General features: G+C 62.9%; 21 protein-coding genes, 1 pseudogene and 1 riboswitch. Of the genes and pseudogenes, 6 read left to right on the top strand and 16 right to left on the bottom strand.

The window, feature by feature from the left end:
• Positions 1-408: 408 nt before the first annotated feature.
• Positions 409-909 carry a flavin reductase family protein gene (locus OK351_RS16755; RefSeq protein WP_265161346.1) on the bottom strand — a complete coding sequence of 167 codons (501 nt, stop codon included), beginning with the start codon at positions 907-909 and terminating at the stop codon, positions 409-411.
• 105 nt (positions 910-1,014) lie between these two features.
• A riboswitch (SAM riboswitch) is annotated at positions 1,015-1,130 on the bottom strand.
• A gap of 445 nt (positions 1,131-1,575) precedes the next feature.
• Between OK351_RS16755 and OK351_RS16750 the strand changes: the two genes are divergently transcribed.
• From OK351_RS16750 to OK351_RS16740, 3 genes are all read left to right on the top strand, one after another.
• Complete coding sequence (locus tag OK351_RS16750; protein WP_265161344.1) at positions 1,576-1,761, top strand: hypothetical protein; 186 nt, start codon at positions 1,576-1,578, stop codon at positions 1,759-1,761.
• Positions 1,762-1,939: 178 nt separating this feature from the next.
• The gene (locus tag OK351_RS16745) at positions 1,940-2,518 is read left to right on the top strand and encodes a dihydrofolate reductase family protein (RefSeq protein WP_265161342.1); all 579 of its coding nucleotides are present in this window, start codon (positions 1,940-1,942) and stop codon (positions 2,516-2,518) included.
• Between the two features lie 61 nt (positions 2,519-2,579).
• Complete coding sequence (locus OK351_RS16740) at positions 2,580-3,668, top strand: PQQ-dependent sugar dehydrogenase (RefSeq protein WP_265161340.1); 1,089 nt, start codon at positions 2,580-2,582, stop codon at positions 3,666-3,668.
• Between the two features lie 26 nt (positions 3,669-3,694).
• On the opposite strand, the gene OK351_RS16735 is transcribed toward OK351_RS16740, so the two are convergent.
• Positions 3,695-4,198 carry a hypothetical protein gene (locus tag OK351_RS16735; protein WP_265161338.1) on the bottom strand — a complete coding sequence of 168 codons (504 nt, stop codon included), beginning with the start codon at positions 4,196-4,198 and terminating at the stop codon, positions 3,695-3,697.
• A 110-nt stretch (positions 4,199-4,308) separates the two neighbouring features.
• Positions 4,309-5,826, bottom strand: a complete 1,518-nt coding sequence (locus OK351_RS16730) for an acetyl-CoA hydrolase/transferase family protein (protein ID WP_265161336.1) — start codon at positions 5,824-5,826, stop codon at positions 4,309-4,311.
• A gap of 290 nt (positions 5,827-6,116) precedes the next feature.
• Here OK351_RS16730 and OK351_RS16725 point away from each other — a divergent pair, with 290 nt between their 5' ends.
• On the top strand, positions 6,117-6,554 hold the full coding sequence (locus OK351_RS16725; protein WP_265161334.1) for a PaaI family thioesterase: 438 nt from the start codon (positions 6,117-6,119) through the stop codon (positions 6,552-6,554).
• Positions 6,555-6,766: 212 nt separating this feature from the next.
• Positions 6,767-7,129 (top strand): SPW repeat protein, encoded by a 363-nt coding sequence (locus OK351_RS16720; RefSeq protein WP_265161332.1) that lies wholly within the window; start codon positions 6,767-6,769, stop codon positions 7,127-7,129.
• Positions 7,130-7,235: 106 nt separating this feature from the next.
• Here OK351_RS16720 and rplI read toward each other — a convergent pair whose 3' ends face one another.
• The 6 genes and pseudogenes from rplI to OK351_RS16690 form a co-directional block, all read right to left on the bottom strand.
• On the bottom strand, positions 7,236-7,694 hold the full coding sequence (gene rplI, locus OK351_RS16715; RefSeq protein ID WP_265161330.1) for a 50S ribosomal protein L9: 459 nt from the start codon (positions 7,692-7,694) through the stop codon (positions 7,236-7,238).
• Positions 7,695-7,711: 17 nt separating this feature from the next.
• Positions 7,712-7,951, bottom strand: a complete 240-nt coding sequence (gene rpsR, locus OK351_RS16710; RefSeq protein ID WP_013350683.1) for a 30S ribosomal protein S18 — start codon at positions 7,949-7,951, stop codon at positions 7,712-7,714.
• Positions 7,952-8,013: 62 nt separating this feature from the next.
• Positions 8,014-8,583 (bottom strand): single-stranded DNA-binding protein, encoded by a 570-nt coding sequence (locus OK351_RS16705; RefSeq protein WP_265161307.1) that lies wholly within the window; start codon positions 8,581-8,583, stop codon positions 8,014-8,016.
• A 55-nt stretch (positions 8,584-8,638) separates the two neighbouring features.
• A complete protein-coding gene (rpsF, locus tag OK351_RS16700) occupies positions 8,639-8,935 on the bottom strand; it encodes a 30S ribosomal protein S6 (RefSeq protein WP_265161305.1) in 297 nt (98 codons plus the stop codon).
• 549 nt (positions 8,936-9,484) lie between these two features.
• Positions 9,485-9,613, bottom strand: a pseudogene (locus OK351_RS16695) (helix-turn-helix domain-containing protein); the annotation flags it as partial.
• A 352-nt stretch (positions 9,614-9,965) separates the two neighbouring features.
• A complete protein-coding gene (locus tag OK351_RS16690; protein WP_265161303.1) occupies positions 9,966-11,246 on the bottom strand; it encodes a M18 family aminopeptidase in 1,281 nt (426 codons plus the stop codon).
• 141 nt (positions 11,247-11,387) lie between these two features.
• On the opposite strand from OK351_RS16690, the gene OK351_RS16685 reads away from it, so the two are divergent.
• A complete protein-coding gene (locus tag OK351_RS16685; RefSeq protein WP_265161301.1) occupies positions 11,388-11,684 on the top strand; it encodes a DUF503 domain-containing protein in 297 nt (98 codons plus the stop codon).
• A 24-nt stretch (positions 11,685-11,708) separates the two neighbouring features.
• Here the strand turns inward: OK351_RS16685 and OK351_RS16680 are convergent, their stop codons facing one another.
• From OK351_RS16680 to OK351_RS16650, 7 genes are all read right to left on the bottom strand, one after another.
• Entirely contained in the window at positions 11,709-12,407 is a 699-nt protein-coding gene (locus OK351_RS16680) for a response regulator (protein ID WP_265161299.1), read from the bottom strand.
• 6 nt (positions 12,408-12,413) lie between these two features.
• Entirely contained in the window at positions 12,414-13,703 is a 1,290-nt protein-coding gene (locus OK351_RS16675; protein WP_265161297.1) for a sensor histidine kinase, read from the bottom strand.
• Positions 13,704-13,797: 94 nt separating this feature from the next.
• Positions 13,798-14,628: an ABC transporter permease gene (locus OK351_RS16670; RefSeq protein WP_265161295.1), complete on the bottom strand. Its 831-nt coding sequence runs from the start codon at positions 14,626-14,628 to the stop codon at positions 13,798-13,800.
• 6 nt (positions 14,629-14,634) lie between these two features.
• The gene (locus tag OK351_RS16665; protein ID WP_265161293.1) at positions 14,635-15,561 is read right to left on the bottom strand and encodes an ATP-binding cassette domain-containing protein; all 927 of its coding nucleotides are present in this window, start codon (positions 15,559-15,561) and stop codon (positions 14,635-14,637) included.
• 83 nt (positions 15,562-15,644) lie between these two features.
• A complete protein-coding gene (locus OK351_RS16660; RefSeq protein WP_265161291.1) occupies positions 15,645-16,646 on the bottom strand; it encodes a YdcF family protein in 1,002 nt (333 codons plus the stop codon).
• 59 nt (positions 16,647-16,705) lie between these two features.
• Positions 16,706-18,124, bottom strand: a complete 1,419-nt coding sequence (locus tag OK351_RS16655) for a phytoene desaturase family protein (RefSeq protein ID WP_306349498.1) — start codon at positions 18,122-18,124, stop codon at positions 16,706-16,708.
• Entirely contained in the window at positions 18,121-19,572 is a 1,452-nt protein-coding gene (locus OK351_RS16650) for a glycosyltransferase family 87 protein (protein WP_265161289.1), read from the bottom strand. The genes OK351_RS16655 and OK351_RS16650 overlap by 4 nt, the downstream gene beginning before the upstream one ends.
• Between the last annotated feature and the right edge of the window lie 144 nt (positions 19,573-19,716).

The following is a 19,716-nucleotide window of genomic DNA, read 5'->3' as shown; positions in this document are numbered from 1 at the left end:
AGGGCTGTGTCTTTCGGGGTTTTCAACAGCAGATCCTGTGGATTCTCGGCAATTCCGAGGACTTATCCACGACAATCCACACCCGGTCCACAAGGCTGTGGATAAGCTTGTGGATTACCGATTCCGTGCAAAGGGACTACTCACCGAGGTTTCGCCCTTCTTGTATGCAGAACATCCGCTGGTCGTCCACAATTTCATCACGAGTCGATGGATTACGTGGCTGCCGGATCCAGGCCATGCATGCAGCCTCCACGAAGGGCACCCAGCCCGTAAGCCCGGCCGAAGTTCCCCATGCGAAGGTTTGTCGCTCCATTCGACGGCAAACCGGGGTGGACAGTGAAAACCGCACGCCAGGATGTCCCCGAGCGTGCGGTTTAGGGCCCGTATGAGCCGTGTAGTTGCGGACACCTACACGAGTTCAGGCACCCTGAGTGCATGGAAGCCGGAGTCGTGGAAGATCGACGGCGCATGCTCCGAAATGCGGTGGCCGTGTACTTCCAGGAGAACAACCCAGTGGTCCCCGGCTTCGACCTCGTTGTAGATCGAGGAATCCAGCCACAGGGTGGAATCCTCGATGAACAGGGCTGATTCAGCCGTGGTGTGGGTTGCCACTCCGGCGAATCGGTCACCCTTCTTCGAAGCGATCTGGCCGCAGACACCCTCATTGCGCTCACTGAGCACCGAGATTCCTATACGTCCGGCATGCCGGAGTTTTGGCCAGGTGTTGGATGCCTTCTGCACGGCAAACATCACCAATGCCGGTTCAAGGGAGACCCCCACGGTGAAGGATGATGCGACGATTCCGGTTTTCACCCCGTCGATCTCCGCGCAGAGAGCCGCAACCCCCGAGGGATGCTGGGCGAAAACCTTGCGTAGGGTCAACGGGTCTAGATCCTGATTCAATGACATGTCTCGTATCCTTCGACATCAGGCTCACCGGATATTGGACGTTCAGGATCCGTCATCGGACGGCCAGTGGCCATCGATGTCGGGTTCCAAGGATTTCCACCCGGTGTGCGGTACTTGCCCCATGGGGTTGGCACGGAGCCGAATCATCACCTAGAGCACCCCACTACCGTTTAGAGGGTTGCCGGTCAGCCAGCCAGGGCTTGTCACTGACGCTCTTGATTCTGTCTAAAACATTACGGTCGCTCCCGTGGATGCGTCAAACAATTTGTGTCTTACAGAGAAATATTCGACGTAAAATTTCACATTCCTCGCTTTGGGGGCGTTGTAGCAGGCAAATATTCAGGACTTTCCCTGATATCGGTTTTGCGGGAACAGGAAGGCCCGTCGAAGTCACCTTCACACGGACAGGATGCCGGTTCCGAGCCCGAAAGGGACGAATTGCCGTTCGGAGAAGGCATCGAATGGCCCTGCTGGGACATTGCCGACGGACGGTTCTAACCTATCCGTGCCTGGTTCTCTGTTTGATTCATTGCCGCCTGCCTGAAGCGCCAGCGCCAGCGAATGCCTGCCCCAGAAAGAAGTCCGGTCGATACTTGATTCCGAAATGTCGCCTTACAGACATCCGATGGGAGGCATGGTCGCAAAATGATGGATTCCAGGTCCCCGATGACCGCAAGACTTGTGGTTTCAGCAGTCATCACGGAGGGCACGATGGCAAAGACCGCTGGGAATTCTTCGAGAATCCATGATATTCCGCTGCCCAAGGCCCGCACCGATCAATTGGAGGATGTCGATCAGGATCACCTTGAAACAGTTGTCACCGGCAAGCTTGGTGACGGATTGTCGCCGTAGCACATGCTTTCCATCCGAGGTAGGAGCCCGGGCCCGTTCCCGCATTTGCGCCGCTGAGCACAAGCGTATTTCCCAGCTGCCGGCCCTCTCCCGGCACCGGCCCCACAGGGGTACCGCCTATCTGGCTCCGGGCGTAGAGTAGGCGGCAACTGACGAACCATCCGGTGGGAGGCTCCCGGTGAGTGCAACCTATACCTTTGACGTGTTCAGCAGCCTGGACGGCTTCGGCGCGGTCGGCGGGGACTGGGGCGGCTACTGGGGCAAGCAGGGCCCGGAGCTGCTCCAACGCCGGCTGGAGCTGTACACCCCGCCGTGCCACATGGTGTTCGGCGCCAACACCTACCGGATCTTTGCCCGATTCTGGGAAGAAGTCGACAGGAACCCCGAAGTCGAGGACCCCTGGGGGATCGCCCTGCACGAGCAGCCTGCCACTGTCATCTCCACAACCCTCTCCGCAGCACTGACCTGGCCCGATGCCGCGCTGGAACGGGCCGATGCCCTGCAGGTCGTGGAGCGGCTCAAGGAGGAGTCCGCCGTCCCCTTGCGTTCCCATGGCAGTTTGTCCATGAACCGATCGCTGCTGGCCGCAGGGCTGGTTGACTACATCCAGCTCACCGTCTTTCCGGTACTCACCGGGCGCAGTGGCAGTTCTCCGGTCTTCACGGGAATCGACGACTACGACCTGGAGCTGGTGGATTCCCGGTTGCTTGATGGCCGGACCCAGGAACTGACCTATCGTCCTGCAAGGCATGGATAGGCTCGGCGTGGATTCCTTGTTGTGCCGGCGGAACCGGCGCGCCCACCCCGCACGGTGGGTGATGGCAGCCTGTGCCGTCGGACTGGTGCTCTCGTCCTGCACGACCCCGGCCGAACCGCCACGGACACCGCCGCAACCCACCGGGGTGGAGGAGACTGCATCCACCCCGTTCGATGAGGCAGGGGATGGGCCGGTCATCGGCCGAGGGCTGGATGCACCTTGGTCGGTGACCTTCGCCGGACAGACCCCGTTGATCAGCGAACGCGATAGCGGCCGCATCCTGGCGATGGACGAAGCAGGCGCATTCCGCGAAGTGGGCGTGCTCACCGATATCGCCTTCGGTGGGGAAGGTGGGTTGCTGGGTCTGGCCTGGCGCGAACCGGACGAGTTGTTCGTGTATTCCACCGACGAGGACGGCAACCGGATCCAACGCTTTACGTTGCAGGGCGAACCGGGTTCCCACACCCTGTCCGAACCCGCGACCCTGATCTCCGGGTTACCGTCCGCCTCGATCCACAATGGCGGTCGAATCGCCTTGGGACCGGATGGAATGCTCTATGCCGAGGTCGGGGATGCCGGGAACCGCTCACTCCCCCAGGACTTGGACAGCCTCGGTGGTAAGATCCTGCGGATGACACCGGACGGGCAGGCCCCACCGGACAACCCGTTCGGCGACTCGCTGGTCTTCAGTTACGGGCACCGCAATGTCCAGGGGCTGGCCTGGGATGCGGATGGGGTCATGTACGCCAGTGAATTTGGCCAGAACCGTTGGGATGAACTGAACATCATTACCGCGGGAGCCAACTACGGGTGGCCCGAGGTCGAGGGCCCCGGCAATTCACGTGAAGGATTCACCCTCCCGATTGCCCACTGGCCCACCGATGCGGCGAGTCCCAGCGGCATCACCATCCGCGAAAGGACGGTGTATCTGGCAAACTTGCGCGGTCAGCGGCTGCGCAGCGTGGATCTGGATGATCCGCGGAACCAGTCGGAACTGTGGGTGGGTGACTATGGCCGGTTCCGGGACATTGTCAGCACCCCGGATGGGCAACTCTGGGCGCTGACCAACAACACGGACGGGCGGGGCAGCCCCGGACCGGAGGATGACCTGCTCCTGCTGGTGGATCCGGAGCACCTGGCCGCCCGGTGACCAACGGGATCCAGGGACAGCTGGACCTAGGTCTGGCGCCCGGGACGCAGGTGGCGCACAAGCCGTTGGAGCGGCCCCTGGCGTTCCTCGATACGGGGCGCGGTACGCAACAGGTGCATGGCCCACAGGCTCAGCGCCCCGGCGACAGGTGCGTGTAGCTGCATCCACTCGTACCAGCTGGCGGTACCCAGAAGCCACCACAACTCGCCCCAACCGGTGTTGGAACCGAAGACCCCCACCCACACCGGAACCACATAGAACACCCCGGCGATAACGAAAGTCCCCACATAGCGAACATACCCATGGGTGCCAGCGCGCAGATTGGCCATAGCCCACACCCAGGCTATCGCCATCAGCGTGCCAATCAGCCGTAGCGGGTTCAGCATGGTTTCCCACAGGGGAATTCCGGGGCGGATTTCAATGGCACCGGTGGCCATCTCCAGTTGGTTGATCAGGTATCCCGGGATCGGCGGCAGCGCCAGAAGCGCAACGAACAGCCCTCCGAGTAGCAGCCAATTGTTCTTCCTCATGGTTCCAGTATGCTCCGGGTCGCTTCGCCGGATGCACTCCGGCTGCGGACACCAGGCCCACGGGCGTGTCCATTATGTGCCCGGTTGCCCGCCTGGCACGTCGATGCAGCCTAACCGGCCGGTCGCATGTCCCCGGACTCGATGTAGCGCTGGTGCCAGGACAGCGACTCGCCCAACAGGTGCGGAGTGTGCTTGGCGTAGCTGTTGGCGCAGGCGCGGTCAAAGTAGTCCTGCAGCAGCGGACGGTACTGCGGATGCGCGCACTGGTCGATAACCACCTGGGCACGTTGCTTCGGCGACTTGCCGCGCAGGTCGGCAAGTCCCTGCTCGGTAATCAGGATCATGGTGTCATGCTCGGTGTGGTCCACGTGACTGGCCATCGGCACGATCCCGGAGATCTTCCCGCCCTTGGCTGTGGACGGGGACATGAACACCGACAGGTAGCCGTTGCGGGCGAAGTCGCCGGATCCGCCGATGCCGTTCATGACATGGGAACCGACCACATTGGTGGAGTTCACGTTGCCATAGATATCGGCTTCGATCATGCCGTTCAGGGCGATACAGCCCAACCGGCGGATGATCTCGGGGTGGTTGGAGATCTCCTGCGGGCGCAACAGGATCCGCTCACGGTAGAACTCGACGTTCCGGTTGAATTCGGCGATCCCCTCTTCGGACAGGGAGAAGCTGGTGGCCGAGGCGAAGTCCAGGGTGCCGTCCTTGATCAGTTCAAGCATGCCGTCCTGGATGACTTCCGTATAGGACTGCAGCCCCTTGTACCCGCCGCGGGACAATCCGGCCAACACCGCATTGGCAATATTGCCCACGCCGGACTGGATCGGAAGCAACTTCTCGTTCAGGCGGCCGGCACGGATCTCGTAGTCAAGGAACCCGAGCAGGTGGTCGGCGATCCTCTCGCTGGTTTCGTCCACCGGGGCGAAGGGCGAGAGCCGGTCCGGGGCCTTGGTTTCCACTACGGCGATGACCTTTGAGATATCCACATCCAGGTACGGTTGGCCGATCCGTTCGGTGGCATTGGTCAGCTGGATCGGCTTACGATGCGGGGGCAAGGCGGTGCCGTAGTAGATGTCGTGCATGCCGTCCATGGCCGCCGATTGCTCTTCGTTGACCTCGAGGATGATCTTATCGGCCATTTCCAGCCAGGTCTTGTTGTTGCCCACCGATGATGAGGGGATCAGCTGGCCGTCGGCGGTGACACCGACAACCTCCACAATAGCCAGGTCGATCTTTCCGTAGAACCCGAACCAGGCATGTTGGGCGACATGGGACAGGTGGATGTCCATGTATTCCATATTGCCTTCGTTGATTCGGCGGCGCAGTTCCGGGTCGGACATGTACGGCAGTCGCAGGTTCATACCGTCCGCCCTGGCCAGCACACCGTCGAGTTCCGGTGCTGTGGAGGCTCCGGTGAGCACGTTGATCTTGAATTCCTTGCCGGCATCGTGGGCCTGCTGCATGTGCGCGGCCAGGGCGCCGGGGACGGCCTTGGGGTATCCGGCCCCGGTAAAGCCACTCATGGCAACCGTCATTCCCGGCTGGACCAAGGATGCCGCATCTGTTGCGGACATGAGTCGATCGGTGAACGCACGGTGATGAATTCTCTGGTGCACGGTGGACCTTTCTGCTCCTCGATGGGCGCTGCTGTGTGCCGCATCTCAACCATTCACTCTATCGTTGCGTGGCGCAATGATCGCCATCGCGTCTCCGTTTGGACAGGACGTGGGCTGGACCGGTCGGTGAGCAGTGCCGATTTTGCGCTGACCGGAGACCCGTTCCGTCCTCGGTGCAGCGAACGGTAGCGAACAGTCCCGGCCCATGGATCCGGCTCCACTCGGAAACAGGCAGGGAACTGACCTAGGCTGGCCACATCAGGAAAACCAATTGAGGAGAAGAAATACGCATGAGCACTTCCGGAGGGGATGCAACGGAACTGTTGCCAGGTACCCAAAGCCGCTTCGTGGAAGCCACCGGGTTCATGGTGGAGGACATCACCGCCACCAGGGTCACCGGCCACGCCGAGCTGGGGTCCGAACACCACACCCCCTGGGGTGTGGTGCACGGAGGAGTCTATACGGCGATAGTGGAAAGCGCGGGCAGTATCGGTGCCAGCTTCGCGGTCCGGGACCGGGGACAGTTCGCCGTAGGAGTGCACAACGCCACCGATTTCCTGCGCCCGAGCACCGGAACCCGTGCCAGGGTCGAAGCGACGGCGTTGTTCCAGGGCCGGACACAGCAGTTGTGGGATGTGGTGATCAGTGTGGAGGAATCCGGCAAGGTACTGGCCAGGGGGCAACTGCGCGTGCAGAACATCCCCATGCCTGACCAGGACGGCAACTAAGCCAGGATATTCCGAAGCCCACCGCCCCGATACGCGATATTCGGCTGCCCATGGACACCACGAATGGGCACTGTGCTCCTGTTCGAATCGCCGTTCGACCCTTGGATTCACAGCTTTGCCGCGCCAAAATCCATTGACCCGCGGGGGTGCCAAACCTACATTTAAAGGGACTCCCGCCGGGAGCCCTCTGGATGTACAGGAGGTTGATTCAGATGAAGAAATGGACTCGGTGGCAGGATTGGGTGGCCGTAGTTGCCGGCCTTTACGCCGCCATTTCGACCATCTGGCTAACCGGGACCTCGAGGTCAATGACCTTGATGGTGGTCTTTGGCGCGCTGATGGTCGTGACCGGAGTATGGAGCGTGGTGATGCCACGGCTGGTCTCGATGGAATGGGCGATTGTCGCGGCCAGCGCACTGCTCTTCATTTCCCCATGGATGGGCCAGTTTGCGGGCCTGGGCATGGTTGCCTGGGTGTCGTGGATCTGCGGTGCGGTCGGCGTTGTTGCCGGACTGTGGGCGCTGGTGCCGGCCATGGAAATGCGACGAGAACACGGCGGACGCATGGCCCATTAGGGGTCGGCGCGCTACCGGATCGTAAAGCTGCCGATATGCCAACGGGTGGCACACATCCTTGTGGGATGTGTGCCACCCGTTGAACGAAGGTGGGTCTGTATAAGACTTACTTCTTGGCGGCAGCAACAACCTGCAGGCGCAGGTTGGCTACAACGTCCTCGTGAACGCGAACGGTCGCCGAGTAGTTGCCGGTGGACTTGATGTTCTCCGCCAGCTGGATGTTGCGCTTGTCGATCTTGCCCAGGCCAGCGGCCTCGACAGCGTTAGCGATATCAACAGCCTTAACGGTGCCGAACAGGCGGCCGGTAGCGCCAGCCTTGACGGTGACCTTGACGGGCTGCGACTTCAGGGTCGCGGCCAGTGCCTGGGCATCCTCAAGGTTTGCCACTGCGCGAGCGGCACGTGCAGCCTTGATCGACTCCACCTGCTTCTCGCCACCCTTGGTCCACACGATTGCGTGGCCGCGTGGCAGCAGGTAGTTGCGTGCGTAGCCGTTCTTGACCTCGACGATGTCGCCAGCGGTACCGAGACCGGATACTTCATTAGTCAGAATGATCTTTGCCATGGTGGTATCCCTCTTCCTTAACCGCGGCCAGCGCCGGAGTAAGGCAGCAGTGCAACTTCGCGGGCGTTCTTGATTGCCTGGGCGATCTTGCGCTGTTCCTGTACGGAAACACCGGTCACACGACGGGCGCGGATCTTTCCGCGATCGGAGATGAACTTGCGCAGCAGTGCAGTGTCCTTGTAGTCGATGACGGTGATGTCAGCGGCCTTCAAGGGGTTGGACTTTGGTTTGGGCTTACGGATTTCAGCCTTAGCCATCGTGGAGCTCCTTTAGTTTGGGAGCCCGCAGATTGTTCTGCGGGATGGTGAATAAATATTGGTTAGAAAGGCGGTTCGTCGTTGCCTGGGTTGCCCCAGCCACCGTTTCCGCCGCTGCTTGAGCCACCGGTGCTCCACGGGTCGGTGGATGGAGCATTCCATCCGCCACCCTGCTGCTGTTGTTGCTGCTGCTGTGGGGCACTTTGCTGTGGTGCGTTGGAGAAACCTCCGCCGCCACCACCGAAGCCGCCGCCTCCACCGCCGGAGCGTTGGGTGCGGGTGACCTTGGCTGAAGCGAACCGCAGGGATGGGCCGATCTCGTCGACCTCCAGCTCCATGACGGTACGGCGTTCGCCTTCCTTGGTGTCATAAGAACGTGAGCGCAACCGGCCCTGGGCGATGACTCGCATACCCTTGGTCAGCGTCTCGGCAACGTTCTCCGCAGCCTCACGCCATACCGATGCGCGCAGGAACAGGGCTTCCCCGTCCTTCCACTCATTGGTCTGGCGGTCAAAGGTCCGCGGGGTCGAAGCGATCGTGAAGTTCGCTACGGCTGATCCGGACGGCGTGAAACGCAGCTCCGGGTCGGCGGTCAGGTTTCCGATCACGGTAATTACAGTCTCGCCTGCCATGCTCTCTCCTTAGATGATTCGAACGAAGTTCTTATGATGAAGATCTGTCGCGTAATTAAACGCGGGCCTCTTCCGGGCGGGTAACCTTGTGGCGCAGGATCTGCTCGTTGATCTTCAGCTGACGCTCAAGTTCGGCGGAAGCAGCAGGCTCCGACTTGTAGTTCACCACAACGTAGATGGCTTCGGACTTCTTCTGGATCTCGTAGGACATCTTGCGACGTCCCCAGATGTCGACGTTGTCAATCGAGCCACCGGCGGAACGGATGACCTCGAGGTACTTCTCGATGGTCGGTTCCACGGTACGGTCGTCGACCTCTGGGTCGATGAGGACCATGAGTTCATAAGCACGCATGTGAACCCACCTCCTTTGGGCTAAACGGTCACGGTATCTCCGCAACAGGAGGTTCTTTGCGTTTTCTGTTGCCCCGTATCCGATTTTTGGACACGCAACAGCACAGACTTATCAATCCTACCCGATACCGATCCGGTTTCCCGACCCCTGGTGGCGCAGATCATGCTCCGCGGGATCCTGCGCACGACGGCCATTTAGCCCAGTAATCCCCGGTTGGCCCTGGCCAGCGGGTATTTCTCATCCGGTCGCGGATCGATGGCCAGACGGAATACGGCTTCGTGCAACAGCCGATTTCCTGACCAGTACGCGGGAATAGTGAGCCAGGTGAGCCACCCGAAGGGGCCCACGATGGCCAGGATGACGGTGCCGAAGGCCAGCAGGATCCCCGTATACCATGATGATTTCCTGCGAAATCGAATCCCGCCGCTCCTGCTCCTGGGTCACCCGCTGCCCAAGACCCTCAACTGCGGGCTCGAGGCGGTCAGACTCCACGCGGGTGAAAAGTTCGCCTACCGCCACATCGAGCGCCTTCGCGATCCGGGAGATGGTGTCCAGACTGGCGTCCTTTCCCGCTTCCAGACGTTGGATGGCGCTGACGGTTATTCCACTCTCACCGGCCAGTCGTTCCTGCGTCCAGCCCTTGGCCCGGCGAAGCTCGGCAAACCGTGATTCGTTCATGCCAATCAGTCCATTTCCGGAAACACTCGACAGGCCACGAAAGGGACCCGACCAGGACCACGACACGTGGTGCCGTACCTGATCCGCGAGGGACTGGGCGGCATATCATACGATCCGCCGGCTGGCACCCACTGGGTGATCCCGAGCGCGGCCACCCACGATTGCCCCTACCGATCGAATATACCTACGAGGGAATACCTGGGGTGGCGCCCGGAGGGCCGCTAACTGGTCGCGGGGCTTCGGACGACTGATACCCGCGCCAGGCTATGGTGTGCTTATCGCAGGAACTCCAAACGAACTCAAAATCAAGACAAAATTTTGAGTTCGTTTGGAATTGGGTGTTCAACCCCGATCAGGCCCCAAAGAACTCCTTGGAAACCCCGGCCAAGTACCAGGGGTCGTCCACTCCGCACATTTCGCGTGCCGAATGCATGGAGAGCAACGGGATGCCCACATCCACGGTGCGGATCCCGATCCGGGTGGCGGTCAACGGTCCGATGGTCGAACCGCATGGCACCCGGTTGTTCGAGACGAATTCCTGGTACGGGACCCCTGCTGCCTCGCACCAGCCGGCAAAGGCCGCGGCGCCGATCGCATCGGTGGCGTAACGCTGGTTGGCGTTGATTTTCAACAACGGTCCGGCATTCACCTGGGGACGGTTCGCCGGATCGTGGCGCTCCGGGTAGTTCGGGTGCACTGCGTGACCCGCATCGGCTGAAAGGCAGACCGAGTTGGACAGGGCGCGAGCGGTTTGATCCGTGCTGGCGTTGAAGGATGCCTGGATCCGGAAGACCAATTCCTCTAGGAACGGGCCAGCGGCGCCGGAACGCGATTCCGACCCCAGTTCCTCGTGGTCGAAGGCCGCCAGCATGGCGATGTGGCGCCCGTGGGGATTGCGGGCATAGTCGATCAAGGCGATCAGTCCGGCATGCACACTGGAAAGGTTGTCCAGGCGGCTGGAGGCGAAGAAGTTCTTGCCATGGCCGAACACCTCACCGCGTTGGGCCGGCGCGGTCAGGATGTCATAGCCGGCGATCTGGGAGGAGTCCACTCCTGCGGCGGTGGCAAGTTCCCCCAGGATGTCCGCCTCGGCCAGGTCACCGGCCCCGAAGACCGGGTTGGTGTGGGTTTGCCGGTCCAGGGTCAGTCCCTCATTCACCTGGCGGTCCAGGTGGATGGCCAGCTGCGGAATGCGCAGCAGCGGGTCGGTCTGGGTCAGGTGAACCGAGCCGTCACGCAAGACCAGGCGTCCTGCCAGCACCAGTTCGCGATCCAGCCAGGAGTTCAACAGTGGGCCGCCGTAGACCTCCACCCCGGCCTGCCACCACCCGTTGGATCCGGTGGTCGGCTTCGGCTTGAGCTTGAAGCCGGGCGAGTCGGTATGCGCGCCGAGGATATGGAAGCCGCTGGTGGCGGACACCGTCTCGGGTTGCACCCAGGCGATGACGGCCCCGTCACGCACCACGTAGTAGGAGCCGGCAGCCAGGTGCCATTCACTGGATTCATCCAAGGCGGTGAAGCCGGCTGCATCCAGCCTCTTCGCGGCACTTGCGGCGGCATGGTAGCTGGAGGGTGAGGTGGCAACGTATTCGGCCAGGTCGGCGATGTGGGCCATTGCGGCGGCTTGGGCCATGGAGAATGCTCACTTCTTTCAGGGTATGGGCAGTTACCTGTCAGCAGGTCGGCTTCTTTTAGCCTAGTCGGGTTGGCTGTGGCTGGGTAGCCGCGCATCCGGCGGGTGGCTGTTTCCCCTCCTGTGGCCCATGCTGGGAGCATGTGGATTGGATGGATGGAGTTCGACCTGCTGCTGGGAGAGGTGCACTCGCTGAAGGGAAAACGTTCGGCGGTACGCCCGTTGATTGCCGAAATCCGGCGAAAATTCGAGGTCGCGGTGGCGGAGACCGGCCACCAGGATCTGCACCGAAGGGCGGGACTCGGTGTCTGCGTGGTTGCCGCCGATGCCGCCCACGTCGTGGCGATCCTTGACCGGATCGAGCGGATGGTCGCCTACCGACCCGAAGTCGAGCTGCTCAGCACCCGCCGTGGCCTGCATTCGAGCACCGACGAGTAGTGCACCTCGAGAGGGCAGGGAGGGTCAGAAGTCCAGGCCCTGGGACGGGATCACCAGGCCCGTCTCGTAGGCGTAGACCACCGCCTGCACACGGTCGCGCAAGTGCAATTTGGTCAGGATCCGGCGTACATGGGTTTTCACCGTGGCTTCGGAGAGGAAGAACCGGTGGGCGATTTCCGCGTTCGACAGCCCCTCGGCGAGCGCGCGCAGCACTTCCTGCTCCCGCGGGGTCAGGTCGTCCAGCAACGGGTCGCGTTCCGGTTCGGCATTCTTGGCCGGAAGGTTCCCCGAGCCCGAACGCACATAGGTTTCCAGCAGCCGCGCGGTGACCCGTGGGGCGACAACCGCGTCCCCGCTGGCGACCAACCGCACCGCGGTGACCAGCTCCTCGGGGGCCACATCCTTGAGCAGGAAAGCGCTGGCACCGGCTTGGAGTCCCGCGAAGGCGTATTCGTCCAGGTCAAAGGTGGTCAGGATGATGATCTTGGTATCCGGATGGGCCTTGGCGATCCGCTCGGTGGCTTCAATGCCATCCACGCGGGGCATCCGCACGTCCATGAGCACCACATCCGGATTCAGCGAGTCCGCATGGGTCAGCGCCTCGATCCCGTCCGCGGCCTCCCCGACGATCTGCATGTCGTCCTCGCCTTCCAGGATCAGACGGAACCCCATGCGCAGCAGTGGTTGGTCGTCAACCAGCAGCACCTTGATCTTGTCTTCCATGGTGCCTTACTCCTCGGTGCTCGTAGTGTTTCCTGGTTCGGTGTCCGGAAGTCCAAGACTCACCTTGACGATCCAGCCGCCGTTGGCCGCGGGCCCGGCGTTAACCGTTCCCCCGTAGAGTGCGGCGCGTTCGCGCATTCCACGCAGTCCCTGCCCCGAACCATCCCCGTGCCCCAGGTAGCCCTGGCCGTTGTCGACCACTTCAATGCGCAGCAGCTGCCTTTCGCGCACCAGTCGCACGGACACCGCGCTCACATTCCGAGCGTAGCGCAGTGAGTTGGTTAAGGACTCCTGGACGATCCGGTAGACCGTCAGTTTAAAGGTGGCATCATCCGGGAGGGATTCCCCGCTGTAGGTGTAGGTCAAGGGCAGACCCGCCACCCTGAACCCTTCGAGCATCTGCTCCATGGACCCCCCGGTGGGCTGCGGAGCCAGTTCACCGCCTTCGGTATTGCGCAGGACGCCCAGCATGCGGCGCATATCCGCCAGGGCAGCCCGGCCGGTCCCGGACAGCTCGGTCAGCACCTCTTCGGCACGTGCCGTGTTCTTGCGCCCGACAACCCGGGCTCCGTCGGACAGTGCAATCATCACCGAGAGCGAGTGGGCGACCACATCGTGCATTTCCCGGGCGATACGGTTGCGTTCCTGCACCTGGGCCAGGGACGACACCTGGGAGGCCCAGTGGTTCAGCTCGGCCTCGTGGATCCGGGAATTGCGCACGTTCAACCCGATGATGGCGGCCGTGAGATAGACCGCGCCCAACATGCCCCCGGCAACGCCCAGGAACACCGCGCTGCCTCCCAGGTCCTCGACGGTGGTGCCATCCTCGAAGACCAGGCCGTTGGTATCCGGGTAGCCGAGCACCAGCAACAGCAGAAGCTGGAAGGCCGCAGCGAGAATGGCCAGCGGGATCGACCGTTTCCCGGAATAGTTGGTACCCACCGAATAGAGGGCGATGACCATCCCGATCCCGGAATAGCTGGCGTCGTTCCCGGCAAAGACCATCCCCGCGCAATCCAGGACGAAGACCACGATCAGTACTGTCATCGGCGCCTTGTTCCGGGCCAACAGCACCACACCGACAACGATCACCAGCAGCAGTACCGCCACCGCGTTGAAATCGGTGATGTAGGCGGTCGGAACGAAGGAGAGCAGCGACAGGAAGAAATAGACGGCGACGGTGCCCACCAGCACGAAACGGGGGTGTTGGCGCAGGTAGCGCCGGATCCGTCCGACCCGTTTGGAGGTGATCTCGTCAAAGGAGAGCACCGGCTCGGTGGTTTCCTGCTCGCTCATAATGCCCAATATAGTTCCGATCCAGTGTTCCTAATGCAACAGCTGCCCCGGTGGTGGGCCGCGCCCGCTCCGGCCCACCACCGGGGTCCTTGTCCTAGATGTCCCGGACCTTGAGCAGCCAGGCACCGATCAGCAGCGGGATCAGGGCCCAGCCGGCAACCCCGAGCATCTGCTGCCAGATTTCCAGGTTGTTCTGGTAGCTCAGCGGGAACGCCGCGCCCAGCCCGACCTGGTCCGGGAGGAACTGGGCGACGTTGCGGAACCATTCCACGGTCATGATCAACAGCTGGGTGGCGATCGGCAGGACGAAGAAGATCGCGGCCAGCAAGGTGATGCCACCGGCCGAGTTACGCAGCAGGGTGCCCAGCCCCAAGCCCATCAGTGCGGCCATCACCACTCCAAGCGTCCCGTACCACAGCACCCGTTGGAAGGGCTCGCCGGCGAACTCCAGGGCCATCCCGTAATTCTGGGCGATGGGCTTGCTGACCAGGTAGCTCAACAACAGTGAACCCAGGGTCACCACTGCGGTGAGCACCGTGATCAGGATCGATTTGGCCAAGAGCACACGAAGCCGTTGCGGGCTGGCCAGAAAGGTGCTGACCGCCGATCCGGTGGTGAATTCCCCACTGATCAACAGCACACCCAGCGCGCCGAGGATCAGCTGGCCAAAGCCCAGCCCCGAACCGACCATCTCGGCGGTGAACGCGGGCGAGGAGGTATCGGGCATTCCGGGAACCCCCGCGGTCTGCGAGGAAAAGAGCCCCATGGCCCACAATGTGCCGGCGGCGATGAGGACGTTCACCAGCACCGCCACCAGGATCAGGATCCGGGTGGAGTTCAGGGAGAAGAACCGGATCGCTTCGGAGCGAAGGACCCCACCGAGCGTGACGTGGCCATGAAATGTGGATTCAAGTTGGGTAGTCATGGTTTGCTACTTCCCGCCCTTGGTTGTGGAGGAATCTTGGGACTGGTATTCGACGGCATCACGGGTCAGTTCCATGTAGGCGTCTTCCAGGGTTCGTTGCAGGGGACGCAGCTCACTGAGCACGATCCCGGCTTCCAGCGCACGCCGCCCGATCACCTCGGAGTCGGGGCCGATCACCCGCAAGGTGGTGGCGTCCACCCGGGTCAGTTGCACCCCGTCGGCGGCCAAGGCCGTCATCAGGGCTTCCAGCTCCGCGGCCCGCACCACGGTTTGCGCCACCCCGTCATCCAGGAACTCGGTGATCGGCGCATCGGCCATGATCCGGCCGCGGCCGATCACGATCAGGTGGTCCGCGGTTTGCGCCATTTCGCTCATCAGGTGGGAGGAGATGAACACGGTCTTGCCCGCTGCGGCCTGGCTGCGCGCCAGATGACGCACCCACGCCACACCCTCGGGATCCAACCCGTTGACCGGCTCGTCCAGGATCAGCACCCTGGGATCCCCCAGCAGCGCCGTGGCGATGCCCAGCCGCTGTCCCATGCCGAGGGAGAACCCACCGACCTTCTTGCCGGCGACGTCCTTCAAACCGGTCAGGTCCAGCACTTCGTCCACCCGGGTGAACGGAATCGAATGGGTAGCGGCCATGGCCCGCAGGTGCGAACGCGGTGTCAGGGATTTGTGGACGCTTTTGGCTTCCAGCAGCGTCCCGACTTCGGTCAGCGGATTCCGGGATTCGGTGAATCGGCGGCCGTTGACACTCACCGCCCCGGCAGTGGGCTTGGCCAGCCCCACCACCATCCGCATGGTCGTGGACTTGCCTGCACCGTTGGGTCCGAGGAAGCCGGTAACCTGCCCCGGTTGAACCGTGAAGGACACCCGGTCCACCACGGTTTTCGCACCATATCTCTTGGTCAACTCTTGTGCCTGAATCATGTTTCCAGACTATGCCGCACGCCGGTCCCGGTCACCGCCCGCAGTACTGATCTTGGGGATCACCCGGAAGGATGACCGGGGGCCTATCCGTTAAGCGAAAAGATGAGCCCGAGCCCCAAGATGACGGCGAAGGGAATCGCCAGGACGGCAAAAGTCATCCACTGGTCGCGGGCAATGGCAATGAACTCCCGCAAGAAGGCGCTGGGCCGGTAGTACCGCGCCGTCCTCCCGCCGAAGGAGGCCGCGTCCAGTCCCAACCGGCGGGAAGCCAGGGCGGCCCGCAGGCTGTGGTAATCGTTCGTGACAATCCACATCCGAGTCCCGTTCCCCTGTCCGGCAATCAGCTCATGGGAGAAAACCAGATTCTCGTTGGTATCACGGGCCCTGTCCTCCACCAGGATCCGATCCTCCGCGATTCCGTTCTCGCGCAGGTAGCGGCCCATCGTGGTGCCTTCGGGTTCGACCTCATCGCCGCCCTGTCCTCCGGTGGGAACCATCCACACGCCGGATGCGGCTTGCGAGGTGAACAGCTCGATTCCCTTGTCCAGTCGTCCGCGCAGCAGCGGGGTCACCTGGCCCCTGATAGTGCGCGCCCCCAACACCACGATCGCATTGGGGGTGCCCCGTACCGGGAAACGGGCATAGACCCACGCGTAGAGCAGCACCATCACGAAGACCATCGCGGTGAACACCGAGCCCATGAACAGGATGAAGGCGGTCGCCAGTCCCAACCAATGTTGTGTACGGACCAGGAGCACGGCCAGCACCGGTAGGACCAGGACCAGCAGACCGCAGATCATCGACAGCAGGTTCGCCACCCGGCGCCCTTCACGGCGCCACATCAGCACCCCGTTGTAGATCAGGACGAAGGCGAAGATCAGCAGCATCAGGGGAAGCGAAATCATCAGCAGCCCCAGCACGAAGCCGGCACCGGGAACAAAGGTGGACAACAACTCGGTGACGGCACCCAGTGTCATCAGCGCTGCCGGCAGCAGCACGGCCGCGTTGGCCAGGCGCCGCGGCTCACTGCGGTACATCAGAACGAAGGCGATCCACAGTGCGGCAAGGGTAATGAACGTGGCCATACCCTGAATCCTATTTCACCAGAGGGTTTCCCACCCGTTCAGTGGCGGGTTGCCGGGTTTCAGCGTCCGATCCCGAACTCCCGGGCCAGCATGTGCTGGGCACCGCGGTATCCGCCCATCCCGTGCACCGAGGGTCCAGGCGGCACGGCCGAGGAAACCAGGTACATTCCAGGGCCTTGCAGCCACCAGGGGCTGGGGCTCAGACGCGGGCGGAGCACACTGCCTATCAGGTCCATGGTTCCGCCGGAGATATCCCCGCCGACCAATGCGGCGTTCTGCCGCTCCAGGTCGGTGGCGGTGCGCACGTACTCTTCGCGCACCAGGTCGCGGAACCCGGGGGCAGCGGCCTCCAGTTGCGCGGTGATCCGACGGCTCATGTCCTGGTTCGAGCCCAATGGCACATGGCAATAGGCCCAGAGCACATGATGGCCCTGCGCCGAGCGGCTGCTGTCGAATTGCGAGGGCTGGGCGACCAGCACGAACGGTTCGGCCGCCGCCCGATGCCGGCTGCTTCGTTCCGCGGCAAGCACCTGCCTGGCATCCCCACCCAGGTGCACGGTGCCGGCCTGGGCAACCACCGGGTCCCTCCATGGAACCGGTCCGTCCAGGACATAATGCACCACGCAGCTTCCCGGCGACCGGCGCGGAGCGGCCAAACGGCGCTGGAGCGTGTCCGGGATCCGTCCGGCACCCAGGACGGCAGCGGTTTCCGGCGAGGTATCGAGCAGGAAGACCTCCTGGTCCAGCTCCCGGAGGTCCTCGATCCGGCGTCCCGTTTCGATCCGGCCGCCGTTCTCGTGCAGTTCGCTGGCCAGGGCGTCGCTTATGGCCTGGGACCCTCCCCGGGGAATGGCCCATCCGGCCCCGTGGGCGGCGGCGGCGAGGAATAATCCGGCCCCGGTTCCGGCCGGTCCCCGCGATCCCCCGGCCACATGCGCGGCGCAACCGGCCAGCAGTGCCGCAGCGTGCGGGTACCGCCCCGGCCACCCCTGCAGCAGGCCCATCCCCGCTACCGTTGAGGCGCCGAAAGCGGCCAGTGTCACCGGGTGCCGTGGCAGGCCCAGCAGCGGATTGAGCAGCGTATCGCCCAGGGAATCGATGCGTTGCACCAGTGGGCGGATGATCCGCTCGTACACCACGGCCTCGGTCTTGGGAAGGTAGTCGAGGGTGGCCTGCAAGTCGTGCCAGGCGTAGGCAGTGTGGTCCCCCGCCACGTGGGCATAGGACAATTCCGGCACCAGGAAATCCACGCGTTCGTGGACCCGCAATGCGTGGAACGCCTCGGAAAGCATGGCCATCGGATGCACCGCGCTACCCAGATCGAAGACGGCGTCTGATCCGGCGAGCGGGCCGGTGCGCGCCGCTCCCCCGATGGTGTCGTTGGCCTCGTAGACGGTGACATCCAGTCCGGCCCGGGCGGCAACGCAAGCCGCCGACAGTCCGTTGGTCCCGGCACCGATGACCGCTACCGAACTCATCGGTCGACCAACTGCCGGCGACGTTGCGAGACGATCTCCCAGGATAGCCGGTCCTCGGCTCCGGCGAACGGCCCGGCCTGCGGATCCTCCTGCCCAACGGCCCTGACAGGGTCATATTCTGGTTTGAGAATACTTTGGACCACACGGTACATCAGGTATCCGAGAATCACCATATGCGCCAGGACCAGGACAACGTACCCCGACTCGGGGAAGGCGTGGTTCTTCTCGACATCGGAGGTGTAGCTGTGGATGTAGAACCACAGCCCATAGAAATGCAGCACCTCGATGGCCATCCACATCACGAATTCGCGCCAGCGCGGCAGTGCCAACGCGAACAGCGGGATCAGCCACACCACGAATTGTGGCGAGTAGACCTTGTTCACCATCACGAAGGAAGCGACGATCAGGAAGATCAGCGAGGCGATACGCGGTCGCTGCGGAGCGAGGAAGGTCAGCAAGGCCACCGCGACACAGGCCAGGAAGAAGATCACCAGGCCCAGCCGGGAGATCGTGGACGGCTCGACGCGGGGCAGCCACTCGAGCTTGCCGGCGATGATGTTCCAGACGTGCCAGAAGCTCGACAGCCCGGCGCCACGTTCAGAGGTGAATTTGAAGAAATGCGCAAAGGCATCGGGGAACGCCAGCGCATAGGGCAGGTTCACCGCCAGCCAGGAGGCGGCGGCCGCACCAGCGGTCACGAAAAATACCCGCAATTTGCCGGTGCGCAGGGCCAGGACCAGCACCGCGCCGAGGACCAACACCGGATACAGTTTCATCGCGGTGCCCAGGCCGATCAGCACACCGGCCAGCACCAGGTGACGCCGGGCGAAGCTGAGCATGCCCAAGGCCAGCATCGCCACGGCCCACATATCCCAGTTGATGCTCGCGGTGAGGACCAGCCCCGGGGCGATGGCTACCATTGCGGCGTCCCAGGGTCGCCGTCCCGCCATCCGCACCGTGCACAGCACCGTTACCAGCCAGAGGATCGCCACCAGGATCAGGTTCAGGTCAAAAAACAGCAGGGTCCGGTTCTCGATGCCCTCGGGCACCAGCGAGGCCACCGAGGAGGCCGCGGCGCTCATCAAAACCGGGTACTCGAATTCGGCTCCAGCGGCGAACGGTGCCCAGGGGTTATCGGCGAAACCACGGGCCCCGAAGAGCGGAACCCAGTCGGTGTAGCAGGCCATGAGATAGGGGTTGGACCCGCCCCAGCCGTTGACCCTGCATGGGTTCTTGGCCAGGAGCATCAACAGGGCACCGAGGGCGGTGAAAATGATCAACACCCGTTCCACGGTGAAAATCCCCGGGCTGATCCGCCCCGGATCGCAGTGCCGGCCCAGCGGTCCGCCAATCACCCGGGTGAATTGCCGAAGGAACCCGTCGGCACGGGAAGGAACGGTGATCCGCCAGGGCTGACGTGTCTGCTCAGGCTGTTTTTGCTCGCGCATAGTCCCCAGCCTAATTGCTTTACTCCCGCACCGTCGGGCGGCTACCCGAAGTTTCGTCCATGAATAGCCGAAACCTGGCCCCCTCCGGCGAGCGCACGATGATGTCCCTCGTGCCGGTGGGCTTGGGGTCCACCGCCGCGGCCT

It is taken from the genome of Glutamicibacter sp. MNS18, from assembly GCF_026107515.2.
Classification (GTDB): domain Bacteria; phylum Actinomycetota; class Actinomycetes; order Actinomycetales; family Micrococcaceae; genus Glutamicibacter.
Note: the sequence above shows the minus strand (reverse complement) of the source record. Positions and strands in the feature narration are given on the sequence as shown.